Source organism: Kineococcus sp. NBC_00420 (assembly GCF_036021035.1).
Taxonomy (GTDB): domain Bacteria; phylum Actinomycetota; class Actinomycetes; order Actinomycetales; family Kineococcaceae; genus Kineococcus.
The window spans coordinates 4,722,589-4,737,549 of record NZ_CP107930.1 but is presented as its reverse complement, the minus strand read 5'-3'; the positions used below and the strand labels follow the sequence as shown (position 1 = coordinate 4,737,549).

13 protein-coding genes and 1 pseudogene are annotated in these 14,961 nt (G+C 73.9%); 4 read left to right on the top strand and 10 right to left on the bottom strand.

The genetic code is table 11. From position 1 onward, the window contains the following. Positions 1-53: 53 nt before the first annotated feature. Complete coding sequence (locus tag OG218_RS23205) at positions 54-1,211, bottom strand: ROK family protein (protein WP_328295581.1); 1,158 nt, start codon at positions 1,209-1,211, stop codon at positions 54-56. Between the two features lie 93 nt (positions 1,212-1,304). Between OG218_RS23205 and OG218_RS23200 the strand changes: the two genes are divergently transcribed. Then, positions 1,305-2,975 (top strand): glycoside hydrolase family 13 protein, encoded by a 1,671-nt coding sequence (locus OG218_RS23200; RefSeq protein WP_328295580.1) that lies wholly within the window; start codon positions 1,305-1,307, stop codon positions 2,973-2,975. 61 nt (positions 2,976-3,036) lie between these two features. On the opposite strand, the gene OG218_RS23195 is transcribed toward OG218_RS23200, so the two are convergent. Then, entirely contained in the window at positions 3,037-3,564 is a 528-nt protein-coding gene (locus OG218_RS23195; RefSeq protein ID WP_328295579.1) for a hypothetical protein, read from the bottom strand. Beyond that, positions 3,561-4,112, bottom strand: coding sequence for a hypothetical protein (locus OG218_RS23190; protein WP_328295578.1), 552 nt, complete (start codon positions 4,110-4,112; stop codon positions 3,561-3,563). Before OG218_RS23190 ends, OG218_RS23195 begins: the two co-directional genes overlap by 4 nt. A 46-nt stretch (positions 4,113-4,158) precedes the next feature. On the opposite strand from OG218_RS23190, the gene OG218_RS23185 reads away from it, so the two are divergent. From OG218_RS23185 to OG218_RS23175, 3 genes are read left to right on the top strand one after another with little or no spacing between them, the layout of a single operon-like run. Then, positions 4,159-5,268, top strand: coding sequence for a PLP-dependent cysteine synthase family protein (locus OG218_RS23185; protein WP_328295577.1), 1,110 nt, complete (start codon positions 4,159-4,161; stop codon positions 5,266-5,268). A gap of 59 nt (positions 5,269-5,327) precedes the next feature. Next, on the top strand, positions 5,328-6,161 hold the full coding sequence (locus tag OG218_RS23180) for an alpha/beta fold hydrolase (protein WP_328295576.1): 834 nt from the start codon (positions 5,328-5,330) through the stop codon (positions 6,159-6,161). 60 nt (positions 6,162-6,221) lie between these two features. Then, positions 6,222-6,764: a hypothetical protein gene (locus tag OG218_RS23175; protein WP_328295575.1), complete on the top strand. Its 543-nt coding sequence runs from the start codon at positions 6,222-6,224 to the stop codon at positions 6,762-6,764. On the opposite strand, the gene OG218_RS23170 is transcribed toward OG218_RS23175, so the two are convergent. The 7 genes and pseudogenes from OG218_RS23170 to OG218_RS23135 form a co-directional block, all read right to left on the bottom strand. Beyond that, positions 6,765-7,610 carry a PHP domain-containing protein gene (locus OG218_RS23170; protein WP_328295574.1) on the bottom strand — a complete coding sequence of 282 codons (846 nt, stop codon included), beginning with the start codon at positions 7,608-7,610 and terminating at the stop codon, positions 6,765-6,767. It abuts the gene before it with no gap. A gap of 70 nt (positions 7,611-7,680) precedes the next feature. Then, a complete protein-coding gene (locus tag OG218_RS23165; protein ID WP_328295573.1) occupies positions 7,681-8,499 on the bottom strand; it encodes a hypothetical protein in 819 nt (272 codons plus the stop codon). Beyond that, positions 8,496-11,020 (bottom strand): annotated as a pseudogene (locus tag OG218_RS26735) (phosphoribosyltransferase). Before OG218_RS26735 ends, OG218_RS23165 begins: the two are co-directional and overlap by 4 nt. Further along, on the bottom strand, positions 11,017-12,234 hold the full coding sequence (locus OG218_RS23150) for an HpcH/HpaI aldolase/citrate lyase family protein (protein ID WP_328295570.1): 1,218 nt from the start codon (positions 12,232-12,234) through the stop codon (positions 11,017-11,019). The pseudogene OG218_RS26735 and the gene OG218_RS23150 overlap by 4 nt, the downstream one beginning before the upstream one ends. 14 nt (positions 12,235-12,248) lie before the next feature. Then, positions 12,249-12,827, bottom strand: a complete 579-nt coding sequence (locus OG218_RS23145) for a TerD family protein (protein ID WP_328295569.1) — start codon at positions 12,825-12,827, stop codon at positions 12,249-12,251. Between the two features lie 35 nt (positions 12,828-12,862). Then, positions 12,863-13,711, bottom strand: a complete 849-nt coding sequence (locus OG218_RS23140) for a hypothetical protein (RefSeq protein ID WP_328295568.1) — start codon at positions 13,709-13,711, stop codon at positions 12,863-12,865. A 51-nt stretch (positions 13,712-13,762) separates the two neighbouring features. Continuing rightward, positions 13,763-14,878: a DUF475 domain-containing protein gene (locus OG218_RS23135; RefSeq protein ID WP_328295567.1), complete on the bottom strand. Its 1,116-nt coding sequence runs from the start codon at positions 14,876-14,878 to the stop codon at positions 13,763-13,765. Positions 14,879-14,961 lie beyond the last annotated feature (83 nt).

Below are 14,961 nucleotides of genomic sequence, written 5' to 3'. Positions count from 1 at the left end.
CCGTATCGGCCGCGATCGTCCGGCGCTGGTTCCACCGACCCAGCAGACACGCCCTAGTCGAGGCGCAGCGAGAGGGCCTCGCCGCGCACGTGGTCCAGGGCGCGCCGCAACGCACCCAGGACGACGACGTCGCGACCCAGCGTCGAGGCGACCACGAGGGGGCGCGGCAGGTCGAGGAACGAGGGCAGTTCCCGGTTCACGACCTCCACGAGCGCCGGTGAGGCGGCACCGCCGGCCAGGATCACCCGTTCGGGGTCGAACAGGCTCACGAGCGTGACGACGATCCGCGTCAGGCGCAGTCCGGCGATCTCGACCTGCGCGGTCGCGACGAGCCCACCGGCCCGTGCGGCCGCCAGGACGTCGGCGGCCTCCTCCGTCCCGCCGAGGTCGCGCAGCACCTTGCCGAGACCCGCCGAGGACCCGACCCCCTCGACGATGTCGAGGTAGCGCATCTCCCCCACCCCACCGCGCACCCCGCGCAGCAGCCGCCCGTCGTCGACGACGCCGGCCCCGATGCGTTCCCCGGCGAGCACCGTGACCTGGTGCGCCAGACCGGCTCCGGCCCCGCACCAGCCCTCGGCCAGCGCCGCGAGGTTCGCGTCGTTCTCGACGAGGACGGGCCAGCCGAACCGGTCGCCGAGGACGCCGGCGAGGTCGGGGTTGGTGAACGCCCAGAAGGGGTTGTCCGTGCCGAGCGTCCGTCCGTCGACCCCCACCGGAGCCGGGACCCCGACCGAGACGGCCAGCACCCGGGGGGAGCCCGCCGCCGCGCACGCCTCCCGGAGGACCGCCTCGAGGGCGGCGATCCGGTGCGCGACCGGGGTCCGGCCGGCGGCCTGGTCGACGACCCGTTCGACCGTCGCCAGCGGGACATCCCGCAGGTCGGTGACCCGCACCGAGATCCGGTGCTCCCCCGCGTCGATGCCGACGACCGCCCCGGCGCGGGCGTCGAACCCGTAGCGACGGGCCGGGCGCCCCTTGACGTAGGTCCCGGTGGAGCGCTCGTTCTCCAGTTCCCGCAGCCAGCCGCGGTCGATGAGCTCGTCGCACACGTCGTGGACCGTCGCCCGGGAGAGTCCCGTCACGGCGATGAGGTCGCTGCCCGTGACGGCGGCGCCGGGGGGCAGGTCCCAGACGTGCAGGAGCACGGCGCGCGCGTTGTCGTCGCGCAGGCGGCGGGTCACCGACCCGGCGGTGGAACCCGTCGTCATCACCCCTTGACCCCTCCCCTCGACGCTGGGCACACTTTAGCCACGGCTTAGATTTAGGCCCCACATCAAATACTCACCGTCACTGGAGACCGTGTGTCCCACCTGCTGGAAGAACGACCCACCGCCCCCGCGACCGACGCCACCTGGTGGCGGCAGGCCGTCGTCTACCAGGTCTACCCGCGCAGCTTCGCCGACAGCGACGGCGACGGCATCGGCGACCTCCCCGGCATCACCGCCCACGTCCCGCACCTGCGCCGGCTCGGGGTCGACGCCGTCTGGCTCTCCCCCTTCTACCCCTCCGCACTCGCCGACGGCGGCTACGACGTCGACGACCACCGCGCCGTCGACCCGCGCATCGGCACCCTGGCGCAGTTCGACGACCTCGTCACCGCGCTCCACGCGGCCGGGATCCGGCTCGTCGTCGACATCGTGCCCAACCACTCCTCCGACCGGCACCGGTGGTTCCAGGCTGCGCTCGCGGCCGGTCCGGGTTCCCCCGAACGGGAGCGCTACGTGTTCCGGCGTGGCCTCGGCGCCGACGGGGAACGACCCCCGAGCGACTGGACCTCGGTGTTCGGCGGTCCGGCCTGGGAACCCGTCGGCGACGGCGACTGGTACCTGCACCTCTTCGCCCCCGAACAACCGGACTGGAACTGGGACCACCCCGACGTGCGTGCGGACCACCTCGAGACCCTGCGGTTCTGGGCCGACCGCGGGGTCGACGGGTTCCGGATCGACGTCGCCAACGCCCTCACCAAGCACCTCCCGGCCACGTTGCCGAGCGCCGAGGAACTGCGTGCCGCCGACCTGCCCGACGGAGCGCACCCCTACTTCGACCGCGACGAGGTGCACGAGGTCTACGCCGCCTGGCGCGAGGTGTTCGACTCCTACGACCCGCCGCGCACCGCGGTCGCCGAGGCCTGGGTCCCCGCCCACCGCCGCGCCCGCTACGCCTCCCCGCTCGGCCTCGGTCAGGCGTTCAACTTCGACCTGCTCCTGGCCCGCTTCGACGCGGCGACCTACCGCACCGTGGTCGAGGAGAACCTCCGCTTCGCCCGGGACGCCGAGAGCTCCTCGACCTGGGTGCTCTCCAACCACGACGTCGTCCGCCACGCCAGCCGGTTCGCCCTGCCGCCCGGCACCGACGAGAAGGCGTGGCTGCTCAGCGACGGCCACGACCCCGAACCCGACGTCGCCGGCGGTCTGCGCCGCGCCCGGGCGGCCACGGCCTTCGTCCTCGCCCTCCCCGGCAGCGCCTACCTCTACCAGGGGGAGGAACTCGGACTGCCGGAGGTCTCGGACCTGCCGCGGGCCGACCTGCAGGACCCGACGTGGCTGCGCTCGGGCGGCACCGAGAAGGGACGCGACGGGTGCCGGGTCCCGCTGCCCTGGAGCGCCGACGGTCCCTCGCACGGGTTCGGGCCGGGTGGTTCGCACCTCCCCCAGCCGTCGTGGTTCGCCGACGTCGCCGCCGACCGCCAGGACGGCACCCCGGGATCGACGTTGGAGTTCTACCGGACGGCGCTCGCGGTGCGGCGTCGACTCCAGACCGTCGAGGAACTGTCGTGGGTGGAGGGGACCCCCGAGGGAGTCGTGCAGTTCACCCGACCCGGCGGCTGGACGTGCCTGACGAACTTCGGCCCCGACCCGGTGCCGTTGCCCGCCGGGCGGGTCGTGCTGTGCAGCGGTGAACTCGGGAGCGACCTGGTTCCCGCGGACACCACGGTCTGGCTCGAGGACGAGCCGGGACGACCCTCCGCCTGACGGCGACGGCGATGGATGCGGCGGTAGCGCTCGGTCGTGTCCGGCGTCACCCGGGGCGCCGTCACGCGAACGCCCGGTCCCGCTGCGGCACCGGTCGCAGCAGGACCGTGGCAGCCAGGACCGCGAGCACCGCGGGCACCAGCACCGCGGCCACGTCGGGCCAGGGACCGCCCTGCAGGCTCGAGACGAAGATCACCGCGCCCTCGGTGGGTTGCGCGCTCTGCTCGCGCTGGAACGCGGTGGGCGGGGCGTACCAGGCCCACGCCGCGAGCCCGGCCAGCGCGACGCCGACGAGGGCGGCCACCAGGGCCACCACGCCCGCGCACCGTCGCCACCCCGAGGACCGCCCCCCGGGAGACGCCGCCGCAGCGCACGAGCCGAGGGCGGTGCAGAGCAACGGCAGCGCAGGGTCCAGCCACGCGACCGAGCGGAGGTGGTCGCCGAGACCGGGGGCCTCCGTGAGCCCCGGGTAGGCCGCGACGGCCTCCGCGTCGAGACCCCCGGCGAGGACCGCCGCCGCGGTCGCGAGGACGAGGAGCGTCGGAAGCGCCGACGCCAGCACGAGCACCCAGCCGCGAGCGCCGTTCACGACCGCGCCGGACGGGCCAGCACCGTCGCCGCGGTCGCGGCGACGAGGGTCGTGAAGACGAGCGGGCCGAGCACGGGGGCCTGCTGGACGGCGGCGGACAGGCTGAACCCGCCGTCGGAGTGCCCCGGGAAGGGGTCGGTCCAGAGGTCCGTCACGGTCACCACCGCGGTGAGGGCACCGACCACGGCGAGGACCACCGCGACGACGCCGCCGGCCACCCGCACCGGTGTCGGCACCGCCCGGCGCCGCAGGGCGGGAGCGGCCAGGACGAGCGCGGTGAGCACGAGCAGGGCGACGGTCGCGGCCACCAGGGCGGGGGCGGCGGCGATCCCGGACACGGCCGCACCCCAGCGTTGCCCGAAGGAGGTCGCCGAGGACGTGAGGTCCATCTGGTGTCGCAACGCCTCCGCGGCGGCGTCGACCTGCAGCGACCGGCCGGCGTCGAGGAGCAGCAGGGTCGTCGGGACGCCGGCGGCGAGCAGCAGGACGACGGCCGGCGCGGTCAGGGACGCCGGTGGTCGGTGGGGCGGGTCGTGCGGAGGTGCCATGATCCGACGGTAGGACAGCCCGCCCACCCCGTCGGAGGAAACCACCGTGGACCGCCCGCTCAGCCCACCGCAGGGGGCCGGCCCGGAGCCGGCGCCCGAGGAACCGCGCGACTGGGTGCACCGCGCCGTGCGCACGGTCGAGGCGGACGCCAACCGCAGCGCCGACACGCACCTGCGGGTGTTCCCGCTGCCGGCGAGCTGGGGGGTCCAGCTCTACCTCAAGGACGAGTCCGTCCACCCGACCGGTTCGCTGAAGCACCGCCTGGCCCGCTCGCTGTTCCTCTTCGGCCTGGCCAACGGCGCCATCGGTCCCGACACCACCCTCGTCGAGGCCTCGAGCGGGTCCACGGCCGTGTCCGAGGCCTACTTCGCCCGGATGCTCGGACTGGAGTTCGTCGCGGTGGTCCCCCGCCAGACCGCGGCGGTGAAGCTCGACCTCATCACCCGCTACGGCGGACGGTTGCACCTGGTCGACCACCCGGGCGAGGTCTACGCGGCCGCGGAGGACCTGGGCTCGCGGGAGGGCTGGTACTACTTCGACCAGTTCTCCACGGCCTCGACGGTCACGGACTGGCGCGGGAACAACAACATCGCCTGCTCGATCTTCGAGCAGATGGCGATGGAACCCCACCCGGAACCGGAGTGGATCGTGGTCGGCGCCGGGACCGGTGGGACGAGCGCGACGATCGGGCGCTACTGCCGCTACCAGCAGCACGCGACCCGCCTGGCCGTGGCCGACCCGGAGGGTTCCGTGTTCGCCGAGGCCTGGCGCACCGGATCGCGCACCGTGACCGGTCCGGGTTCGCGGATCGAGGGGATCGGGCGCCCCCGGGTCGAACCCTCGTTCGTGCCCTCGGTGATCGACGAGGTCTTCACCGTCCCCGACGCCGAGTCCGTCGCCGCGATGCGGATGTTGTTCGAGCGCACCGGGATCCGTGCCGGTGCCTCCACGGGGACGAACCTCTCCACGGCGCTGCGCCTCGTCGACCGGATGCGCCGGGACGGGCGGCCCGGGTCGGTCGTCACGCTCATCTGCGACGACGGGAACCGCTACCTGGACACGTACTACTCCGACGCGTGGGCCGAGGGGCGGGGCCTCGACCTCGACGGCGCCCGGGCGACGCTGGCCCCGCTCTTCGGCGACGTCGGTCGCTGAGCCGACCCCGGCGGCGGAATTCCCGCGAGGGGGCGGGTCCGCTTCGCTAGGTTCGGCTCGTGACGACGACGGAGTTCGATCTCGACCTTCCCGACGGGCGCGTCCTGCACGCCCACGACACGGGCGCGGCCCACGACCCGGCCACCCGCGGACCGGTCGTGCTGTGGCACGGCGGGACCCCGAACACCGGTGAACCACCGGCACCGCTGCTGACCCCCGGCGTCCGCTGGATCGGCGTCGACCGCCCCGGCTACGGCGGTTCGACGCGCCGGGAGGGGCGCGACGTCGCGAGCGTCGCCGCGGACGTGGTGGCCGTGCTCGACCACCTGGGGATCGAGCGCTGCGTGACGCTCGGGCACTCCGGGGGCGGGGCGCACGCCCTCGCCTGCGCGGCCCTGGCGCCCGACCGGGTCGTCGCGGCCCTGTCGATCTCGGGTCTGGCGCCCTACGACGGGAGCCCCGACTGGTTCGAGGGGATCGGTCCCGCGGGGCGGGCGAGCCTGGGTGCCGCCGTGGCGGGACGCACGGCACGGGAGGCGTTCGTACCGGGGCCCGACGCGATCGACTTCACCGCCGCGGACTGGCAGACGCTGGAGGGGCCGTGGGGCTGGTTCGGCCCGGTCGTGCAGCGGGCCACCGCGAACGGGCCGGGCGGGATGGTCGACGACGACCTCGCGGGGACGGGTCCGTGGGGTTTCGACCTGTCCTCGATCCCGGTCCCGGTGTTCCTGCTGCACGGCGACGCGGACCGGGTCGTCCCGGTCGGGCACGCCGTCCGGGTGGCCGCCGCCGTCCCGGGGTCCTCGCTGCGGGTCGTCCCGGGGGCGAGCCACCTCTCCGTGCTCGCCGAGGCGCCCGCGGCTCTCGCGGAGCTGGTGGAGATCTGGCGGTGACGCTCGGCTGATCGTGCGCCGGGCCCGACCGGTGGTCGTCCGCGTCCCTAGCGTCGAGGGGTGCCCACCCGCAGGTTGCCGATCGCCCTCGCCGTCGCCGTGGGTTTCGGCTGCCTCACCGCGGGGCTCGTGAACCTGGCCGAGCACCCGGCGGCGAGGTTCGGCGGGTACCTGCTGAACGCGGGGTGGGCCTGGGCGGGGTTGTCGGTGCTGGTGGGTGCCCTCGTCGCGCGGCCGGTCCTGGGCGCCGTGACCGGGTGGCTGGCCGCGGGGTGCGCGTTGTTCGCCTTCGACGCCACGGACGCGGTCGTCCGCGGTGCACCGCTGGTGTCGGCGCTGCGGGCGGACCTGTCCTGGTGGGCGGTCAGCCTGGTGCTCTGCCCCCTCCTGGGCCTCGTCGGCTCCCAGCTCCGGCGCCCGGACCGGCTCGGTCTGTCGGCCCGGCTGGTCGTCCCGGCCGGGGCCGCGCTGGAGATGGTTCTCCGCCCACCGGGCGGCGGCCTGCACCCCGAGGCGCTCGGGGTGCAGGTGAGCGTCTGGGCCGTCGCGGTCCTGACCGCGGTCCTCCTGCTGACCCGGTACCGGCGGAGCGGGCGGTCCTGATCAGCCCCGGCCCCAGAGCGCCGTCGGATCCTCGGCCGGGCGGAACCCGCACGTCGCGACGGCGGAGGCGACCTCGGGGAAGCGCCGGGCGAGTTCTGTCGGGTCGTGCGCGTCGCTGCCGAACGCGACTGCCGCACCCCCCACGTCGTGCCACCAGCGGACGACGCGGAGGTCGAGCGGCATCCGGGTGTTCACCTCCAGCGCCCGTCCAGACGCGGCGAGGACGGAGAGGGTGTGACGGACCTGTTCCTCGAGGACGTCCCAGGGCAGCGGACCGGCGGACCGGGGCCAGGCGCGGGCCGCGTAGTCGATGTGCCCGAGCACCTCGAAGGGCGCGTCGCCGGAGGCCATCACCTCCACCTCGTGCAGGTACCCGCGCACGACATCCAGGGGAACCCGCTGGTCGTAGGCCCCGCGGACCTCCGTCCGGTTCCCGGGAGCGGTCAGGTCCGGCAGCGAGTGCACGGACCCCACCACCCGCTCGAACCCCCGCTGCAGCAGGTCGCGCACCGCGGCGGGGTGACGGTGCCCCTCGGACAACTCGATGCCCGACCGGATCCGCAACTGCGGGAAGAGCGTGCGGCAGCGCTCGATCGCGGCGAGGTAGGCGTCGACCTCGAGGGGCGCACCGAGGAACCGACCGTGCTCGTCGATGGTGCCGCGCACCCCGGCGGGCCACGTCCACCCACCCTCCGGCGCCGACCACGCGTCGAGGTCGACGTGCTCGGTGAACGAGATCGCCGGCAGACCCAGCTCGAGAGCCCGGGCGCAGGTCCCCTCCAGGTCACCCGCGACGGCGTCCCAGGAGAACCGCGAGTGGACGTGGTCGTCGGCGGGGAGGTTCACCGGCGCCATGCTGCCGGGTTCCGGTGCCTGGACGCCAGACCGCCGACGGCATCAACCACTGCGCCACTGCTCAGCTGCCCAGTCGGGCGAGCAACCACGCCGCGATCTCCTCGCCCGCCGCGGCGCCGGTGGCGCCGGTGAGTTCGACGCCCGCGTGCTCCCAACCGGCCCGGAAGAGTTCCCCGTGGCGGGGACGGCGCGCCTCCTGCGCCGCGACCAGCAGGTCCACGTCGAGGAGGGAGTCCCCCGCCGAGACGAAACCCGAGGCACCGCAACGGGAGACGACCTCGGCCACCGCGGCGGACTTCGTCAGCGGCCGCGGTACGACGTACAGCTTCCGCCCCTGCAACGAGACGGTGTACCCCCACCCGTCCATCGACGCGACGAGTTCCCCGAGCCGGGGCCCTTCGAGTTCCGCCCGCTGACCGTCGCGCAGGACCACGTAGCAGAACAGGTCCGGGACGCTGCGCACGGCGGGCTCCTCCGACCCCGGGACGGCCCGGACCAGGTCCCCGGCCAACCGGAGGAGTTCCGCGTGCACCTCGGCCAGGGGGGCGCACCCGGACAACCGTTCCTGCACCGCCGCGGCCCACGCCGCGTCGGGGCGCCCGGAGGTCAGCAGCACCCCGCCGTTCGCGCACACGGCGTGGCGCGGGGCGGCACCGGGCCAGCGGATCCGTGCGTACTGCTCGGGGGTCCGCGTCGTCACGGGGACGAACCGGTCGGAGGCCACGAGGGAACCGAGCAGGGCCCACGCCGCGGGGGTGACGTAGGAGATGGTGCGCCCCTGGTACTCCTCGACCTCCACCAGACCCGCGACCGGGACCCCGGCGGAGCGGGCGGAGAACACCAGCGTCTGGTCGAGGTCGCTGGCCGCGAGGACCGTCACACCGCCAGCCCGTCCGCACCGGTCGCCCCGCGGGTGAACCGCGGGTGGATCAGGCCGATCGCGGAGTAGGACAACCCGGGGACCTCCTCGACGACGACACCGCGCTGGTCGGCGAGCAACCGCACGTGGGCCAGGTCGTCGGGGTGCGACAGTTCCGACGCCGGACGCACGAGGACCCGCCACGGCACCCGCCGCAGCAGCACGCGCGTCGTCTCCCCCACCCCGGGTTTCACCAGGTTCACGTCCCCGATGCCGTAGTGCTCGCTCACCCGCTCGACCTCCGCCCACCCGGTGAAGCTCGCCGTGCGATCCCCCGAGCGCAACCCCTCGACGACGGCGGGGACCTCGGCCGCGACGTCGTCGAACCAGGAACTCACGACGTCCAGGAACCGGTTCGACTCGTCCGCCGGGGCGAGGTCGGCGTAGAACTTCGCCCCGTGGAACTGCCCGGGCGCGAGCAGCCGCTCGTTCAGCACGGTGCGGCTCACCAGGCCCGACACCGTCGAGTTCAGGCAGGCCGAGGGGATCAGGTAGTCCTCGCGGGTCCCGAACGTCCGCACGCAGTGGCCGGGGTCGGCGAGGACGGCCAGGTCGTCGCTGAAACCCCCGAACCGCTCCAGGGCGGCGGACAGTTCCCGCACGATGGCGCCCTTGCCCGTCCAGCCGTCGACGAACACGACGGAGGCGGGGTCGTGGTGCGCCGCGATCCAGCGCAGGGCGACCTCGTCGATCCCCCGGCCGCGCACGATCGAGACCGCGACGTGCGGCCAGTGCAACCCCTGCCGGATCGCCCAGCGCCGCAGCAGGATCCCCACGGGGGTGCCGGCACGGGCCAGCGAGGCGAGCAGCAGGTCGTCACCGCGTTCGGCGCGCAGCAGTTCCGCGACGACGCCCACCCCCAGCGCGACCCGGCGCGCCGTGCGCTCCAGCGCGTCGGCGAACAGCTTCCGGTACTCCGCGCTCGGCTGGTACTCCACGGGCAGGGACTCCGCGTAGTGCGCGCCGCCGCTCTGGATCGCCTCCTCGCGCTCCTCCGCCGGGGCCTCCAGTTCCACCCCGGACAGGTCGGTGAGCAGCCAGCTCACCTCGTCGGGGAGGTAGGAACCGAACTGCGGCCCCGACAGCGGGGCGGGCGTGGACGTCACGGGGAGCTTCTCCAGGAATCAGCGGGCAGGGTCACGAGCAGCAGCCGCGACGTCAGCGGGGCCAGGGCGGCGAGCACCCCGTCGGGGGCGTGCAGGTCGGCGGGTGCGGAGGCGGAGTCGAGCACGAGCACGATCGCGTCCCACCCACCGGCGCGGGTCGCGTTGTGGGCGTAGCGGATTCCCGGCCCGTCGAGCACCGGGTCGTGGGAGACGAACGCCACCGAACTGCGCACCGCGTAGCCGGGGTCGTCGACGGCGAGCACGGGTGAGCGGGTCGTGGAGGAAAACCGCACCTCCCCCGGGTGACGTTCGGCGAGCTGCACCGCCACCGCCAGCGGGGCGTGCAGCAGTTCCTCCGACCCCAGCACGAGGACGGAACCGGCCGCGTGGACCTCCGGCAGCAGGTGGCGCACCAGGTCCGCCCCGGCCAGGAGTTCCACGTGCTCCGGCGCGCTGCCGAACCGGCCCGTCGTCGGGACACCGGCCGGCCAGTCGACCGCGACCGGGACCACGTCGCCGGGACGACCCACCCCGGGGAGGACGGGCGCGGCGTCCGCGACCAGGGCCGTGCCCCGGGCCAGCACGTCCGCGGGCAGCTCCACCCGTCCCTGCGCCAGGCTCACGACGTCGATGCGGGTCCCCAGCTCCACGGCCAGGGCGGCCAACCGGTCGTGGTCGGCCGCGGAGCGCACGTCCACCAGGCCCGCGACGACGTAGTGGCGGTGCGGGGCCCTGGCGTGCAGGACGCGCAGGGTGTTCGCCACGGTGCGGCCGGTGGACAGCTCGTCGTCGACGAGCACGACCGGCGCGTCCGGATCGGCCAGCGCCGCCAGCACGGCCGGTTCGCACGGCAGCAACTGGTGGCCGCTCGCGTGGGAGTGCTCCTCCTCGAAACCCGCGTAGTCGATCGCCTCGGGCACCGCGCGACGGGTGGAGTGCAGACCCGCGCAGCCCAGCGCGTCCGCCACCGTGTGCCCGAGGCCCGTGGCGGTCTCGGCGTAGCCGATGACCAGGGCGTCGGGGCGGGCCGGGGGCCGCCGGACCACGGCGTCGACCGCCGCCGTGGCCCGCGCCTCGCCCGCGAGCGCCGCCCGCCACGTCGGCGCGTCCAGCACGGGGGCGTCGGGGACGCCGAGGAGCTCCGCGACGCGGGCCCCGAGCCGCAGCCCGGCCGCCCGGACGAGGCGGGGGTCGGTGGGGACGTGCTTGCCGAGGACGTGGCTGACCAGCAGGTGCGCCCGTTTCGGGTTGCGGCGCAGCGCGAGCCCGAGGAGGTCGTGCACCGTCAGGCCGTCGGTGCCGGGCGGGCCCTCGACGTGGACGCCGAGCCGTTCCCCGACCCAGCGCGCGCTCGGGTGCGCGGCGGCGAGGTTCACGCGCGGACCCCGTCGAGGGCGGCGCGCACGGCCCGCCAGGAGTCGTCCTGCGCCTGCAGCAGGTGGGCGTAGGAGATGTCCTCGCGGGCGACCCCGAAGGCGTCGGCGCGGGCGAGGACGCGTTCGGCCCAGGGGCGGTGCGGGCCGGCCTCGTTCATCTTGTTCCGGTAGGTGGAGGCCATCGCGCCGCCCCCGTGCTGAGCGAGCACGTCGGAGGCGTCGCAGAAGTCCTCGTGGGTGACGACGGACATCGCGTGCACGACGGCGACGTGGCTGGGGTGGATGACCGTCTTGCCCTGCAACCCGTTGACCCGGTCGAGGACGAGTTCGCGGACGAGACCGTCGAGGTCGTCCGCGATGAGCTGCTCGCGCAGCTCCTCGTTGCCGGACTCCGCGAACGGGCTGGCCGCGAGCGAGGTGCGGAAGACGCGTTCACCGGAGGAGAAGTGCTCCCACACGGGGGCCGTGATCGGGTACCCGCTGCCGTCGGCCCGGCCGAGGACGTTGATGACGTCACCGAGGACGTCGGCGACGACGCGGACGTCCCAGACGGTGGAGCCGCGGGGGCGGCGCAGGCCGTAGGCGGCGGAGAGGTCCGTCGCCCCGGTGCGGACGGCGAGGACGACGTCGCGGTGGGCGTCGAGGACGTCGCGGATGGCGAACAGCGCGGCGTGGCGGGTGTCGAGGTGCGCGACGTCGCGGCTCTCCAGGACCGGCATGGCCCACAGCCGGCGCCCGGCCCGTTCGGAGGCCGTCCCGACGGCTTCGAGCCACTCGTCGGGCGAGGGCTGGCCGGCGCCGCCGAACTTGGGGAGGACGAAGCCCGTGAGGCAGTCCAGGCCCACCCCGCTGCGCTCGACGACGCTGAGCAGCTGCTGCGGGGTGCGGGTGCGGATGAAGAGCATCAGGGGGGCACCGTCGCGCCACTCCGGCGCGGTGGCGAGGCCGCGCAGTTCCCGGACGAGGATCTCCTCGGCCTCGGCGACGCGGTGGTCGGGGACGGAGTCCTCCAGGCAGGCGACGGCCGACATGACGCCCCGGCGGGCGAGGCGGACGAGATCGCCGGCGAGACGCTCGCGCGTCGCGGGGCAGTACAACGTGGCGCCGAGCGCGACGGCGAGTTCGTCGCGCCCGGCGGTGACGTCGACCGGCTGCGGAGGGTGCAGGAAGAGCTGGTTCTTCTGCTCCGCGTCGAGGGTGGCGAAGTGCCGCACGGTGTCGAGGAGGTTCAGACGTGGGCGGCGACGGCGTCGCGCAGGTCGCGGATGTGGCGGCCGTTGGCGGGGGCGCCGATGGCGGTCACGGCCCAGCCCGACCCCTCGCGGGTCAGCTTGGCCATGATCTGCGCCGTGTGCGGGCCGGCGTCGGAGAGCTCGTAGCGGGCCAGTTCGACCTCCTGCGGCTGCGCGGCGTCGACGACCCGGCAGACGGCGTTCTGGACCTGGGAGAAGTCCTGGCCGGTGAAGCTGGAGACGGTGAAGACCAGGGTCGTGACCTGCGCGGGCACGGCGGGCAGGTCGACGTAGATGGTCTCGTCGTCGCCGTCGCCCTCACCGGTGAGGTTGTCCCCGGTGTGGGTGATCGAGCCGTCCTTGCTGCGCAGCTGCTGGAACCACACCTCGTCGACGAGCTTGCCCGCGCTGTCGAAGAGCAGGCAGCTGGCGTCGAGGTCGACGTCGATCGACTTCTTGCGGAAGAGGCCCTTGGCGACGGCGTCCCAGCCGAGACCCATGAAGACCCGGGTGAGGGTGCCACCGCCGGACTTCTCCAGCGACAGCTTCTGGCCCTTGTTCAGACTGACGGCCACGGGTGGCCCCTCTCTCGTGGTGGTGCGGGTGGTCCTCAGGAAGGACGCGGGACGGTGCCCTCGTGGTTCCAGTCGAGGTCGTCGAAGCCGTAGGCGAGCGCGACGTCTCGGACCGGACCGAGGAAGAACTCGTTCTCGCGGCGGAGCACGAGGTCGCCGGCGACGTCGTGCACGGAGGCGATGACGCAGGTGCGCGCGTCGGGGGGTGGTTCGCCGGTCCACATCTGCAGCGTTCCCCCACCGCGACGGGCCAGCGTCAGGTGCGGCGCCAGTCGCGCGTAGTCCGGGGGCTGGGTTCCCTGCGCGTAGACGTAGAAGACCATCCGGCGCAGCAGGTCGAGGTGGGCGGCGTCGGCGAGGACCTCCTCGCCCTCCTGTTCGCTGCGGGGGCCCAGGCGCAGGACCTGACGTGCCCCGAACCCGGGCGCGGCGAGGAGTTCACCCAGGGACTGCAACGCACCCGAGTGACGGTCGCGCGTCTCCCAGAGGCACCCCAGGTGGACGTCGGACGAACGGTGCAGTCCGGCGGAGGTGACGAGCTGGTCCCAGCGCAGGGTGATGCGCAGCGATCCGGTCGAACGCTCCGCGGCGGTGATGGTGTGGGACGGGTGTTCGTCGTCGAGGACGATGCGGCGCTCGCTGGCCCGGGCCTGCCCGACGACCGCAGCCGGCGCCGGCACGGGTTCCCGCACCCGTGGGAGCACGGGAGCGGGAGCCGGTCGTGGCGCCGGCGGCCCCGGCGGCGCAGTTGGATTCGCGCGCACCGGGACGGGACGGGGCGGGTTCAGGTGGTCGGCGAAGGTCCGCGGACTGCGTGCCCGCCCCGGCCGGCCGAGGAAGTTGTGGACCTCCTCCGCCGGCCGGTCGTTCCTCGTGCCGCTCACCGTTCGTCCTCCCGTCCCGCGATGCCCTCCCCCCTCGTCCCCGGCGCTGCGTCAGCTCGCGTGCGAGGGCGACTTGTCCAGGTGCGCGTCCTCGGGGTGGGAACGGTTGTGCACGATCGAGGTGATGAGGGCCGCCACGATGAACGCGACACCGATGAGACCGGTGACGACCTCGGGCACCTCGTGCTCGATGCTGTAGAGCAGGATCGCGGCCAGGGCCCCGATCGCCCAGAGCGCACCGTTCTCGAGGTAGGGGTACATCGAGAGGGTGCCCTCGCGGACGAGGTGGACGGTCATCGACCGGATGTACATGGCGCCGACGCCCAGGCCGATCGCGATGATGATCGCGTCGTTGGTGATGGCGAAGGCGCCGATGACCCCGTCGAAGGAGAACGACGCGTCGAGGACCTCGAGGTAGAGGAAGAGGAAGAACGCGGCCTTGCCGCCGACCTTCGCGATCTCGGAGGGACCCTTGCGGGCCGGGGTGGACTGGCCGAACTCCTCCTCGTCGTCGGAGTCGTCGTCCTCCTCGATGTTGAAGAGCTCACCGAGACCGTTGACCAGCAGGTACACGACCATGCCGAGGACGCCGGAGGCCAGCACCGTCTGGGCGTGGTCGGTGGCGAAGGTCTCGGCCACGAGGAAGAGGACCGTGCCGCCGACGATGACCGACATGGCCTCGACCTGGCCGATCTTCTCCAGGAAGCGCTCGATCGGGCCGAGCCAGTGGTGCTCCTTCTCCCCGAAGATCCAGTTGAGGAAGAGCATCAGCAGGAACATGCCGCCGAAGGCCGCGATCGTGGGGTGCGCGGCGTTCAGCAGGTAGCCGTAGGTCCCCGGCTCGTCGACCGGCCCCTTCTCGAGCGCGAGCTTGACGGCGTCGACGGGGTTCAGCGAGGCCGTGATGCCCACGAGCAGCAGCGGGAAGACGAGTCGCATCCCGAAGACGGCGATGATGATGCCGACGGAGAGGAAGATCTTCTGCCAGAAGTCGTTCATCCGTCGCAGGACGGTGGCGTTGACGACGGCGTTGTCGAAGGAGAGGCTGATCTCGAGGACGGCCAGGATGGCGACGAGGCCGATGCCCGCCGCACCGTCGTAGAGGACGGCCAGGACGAGGCCCAGCGCGGTGACGCCGAAGGCCCACCCGTAGGTCTTGAGGATCAACGGTCAGCTTCCTGTTCGTGCGGAGCCCACTCGGGCCGGACGGGAAACCCTCTCACGAGCCGCACACCACACGCACGGACGGC

What these genes read in the sequence shown, in the direction of transcription:
- OG218_RS23205 (WP_328295581.1), bottom strand. Translation starts at nt 1,211, where the DNA reads ATGACGACGGGTTCCACCGCCGGGTCGGTGACCCGCCGCCTGCGCGAC.
- OG218_RS23190 (WP_328295578.1), bottom strand. Translation starts at nt 4,112, where the DNA reads ATGGCACCTCCGCACGACCCGCCCCACCGACCACCGGCGTCCCTGACC.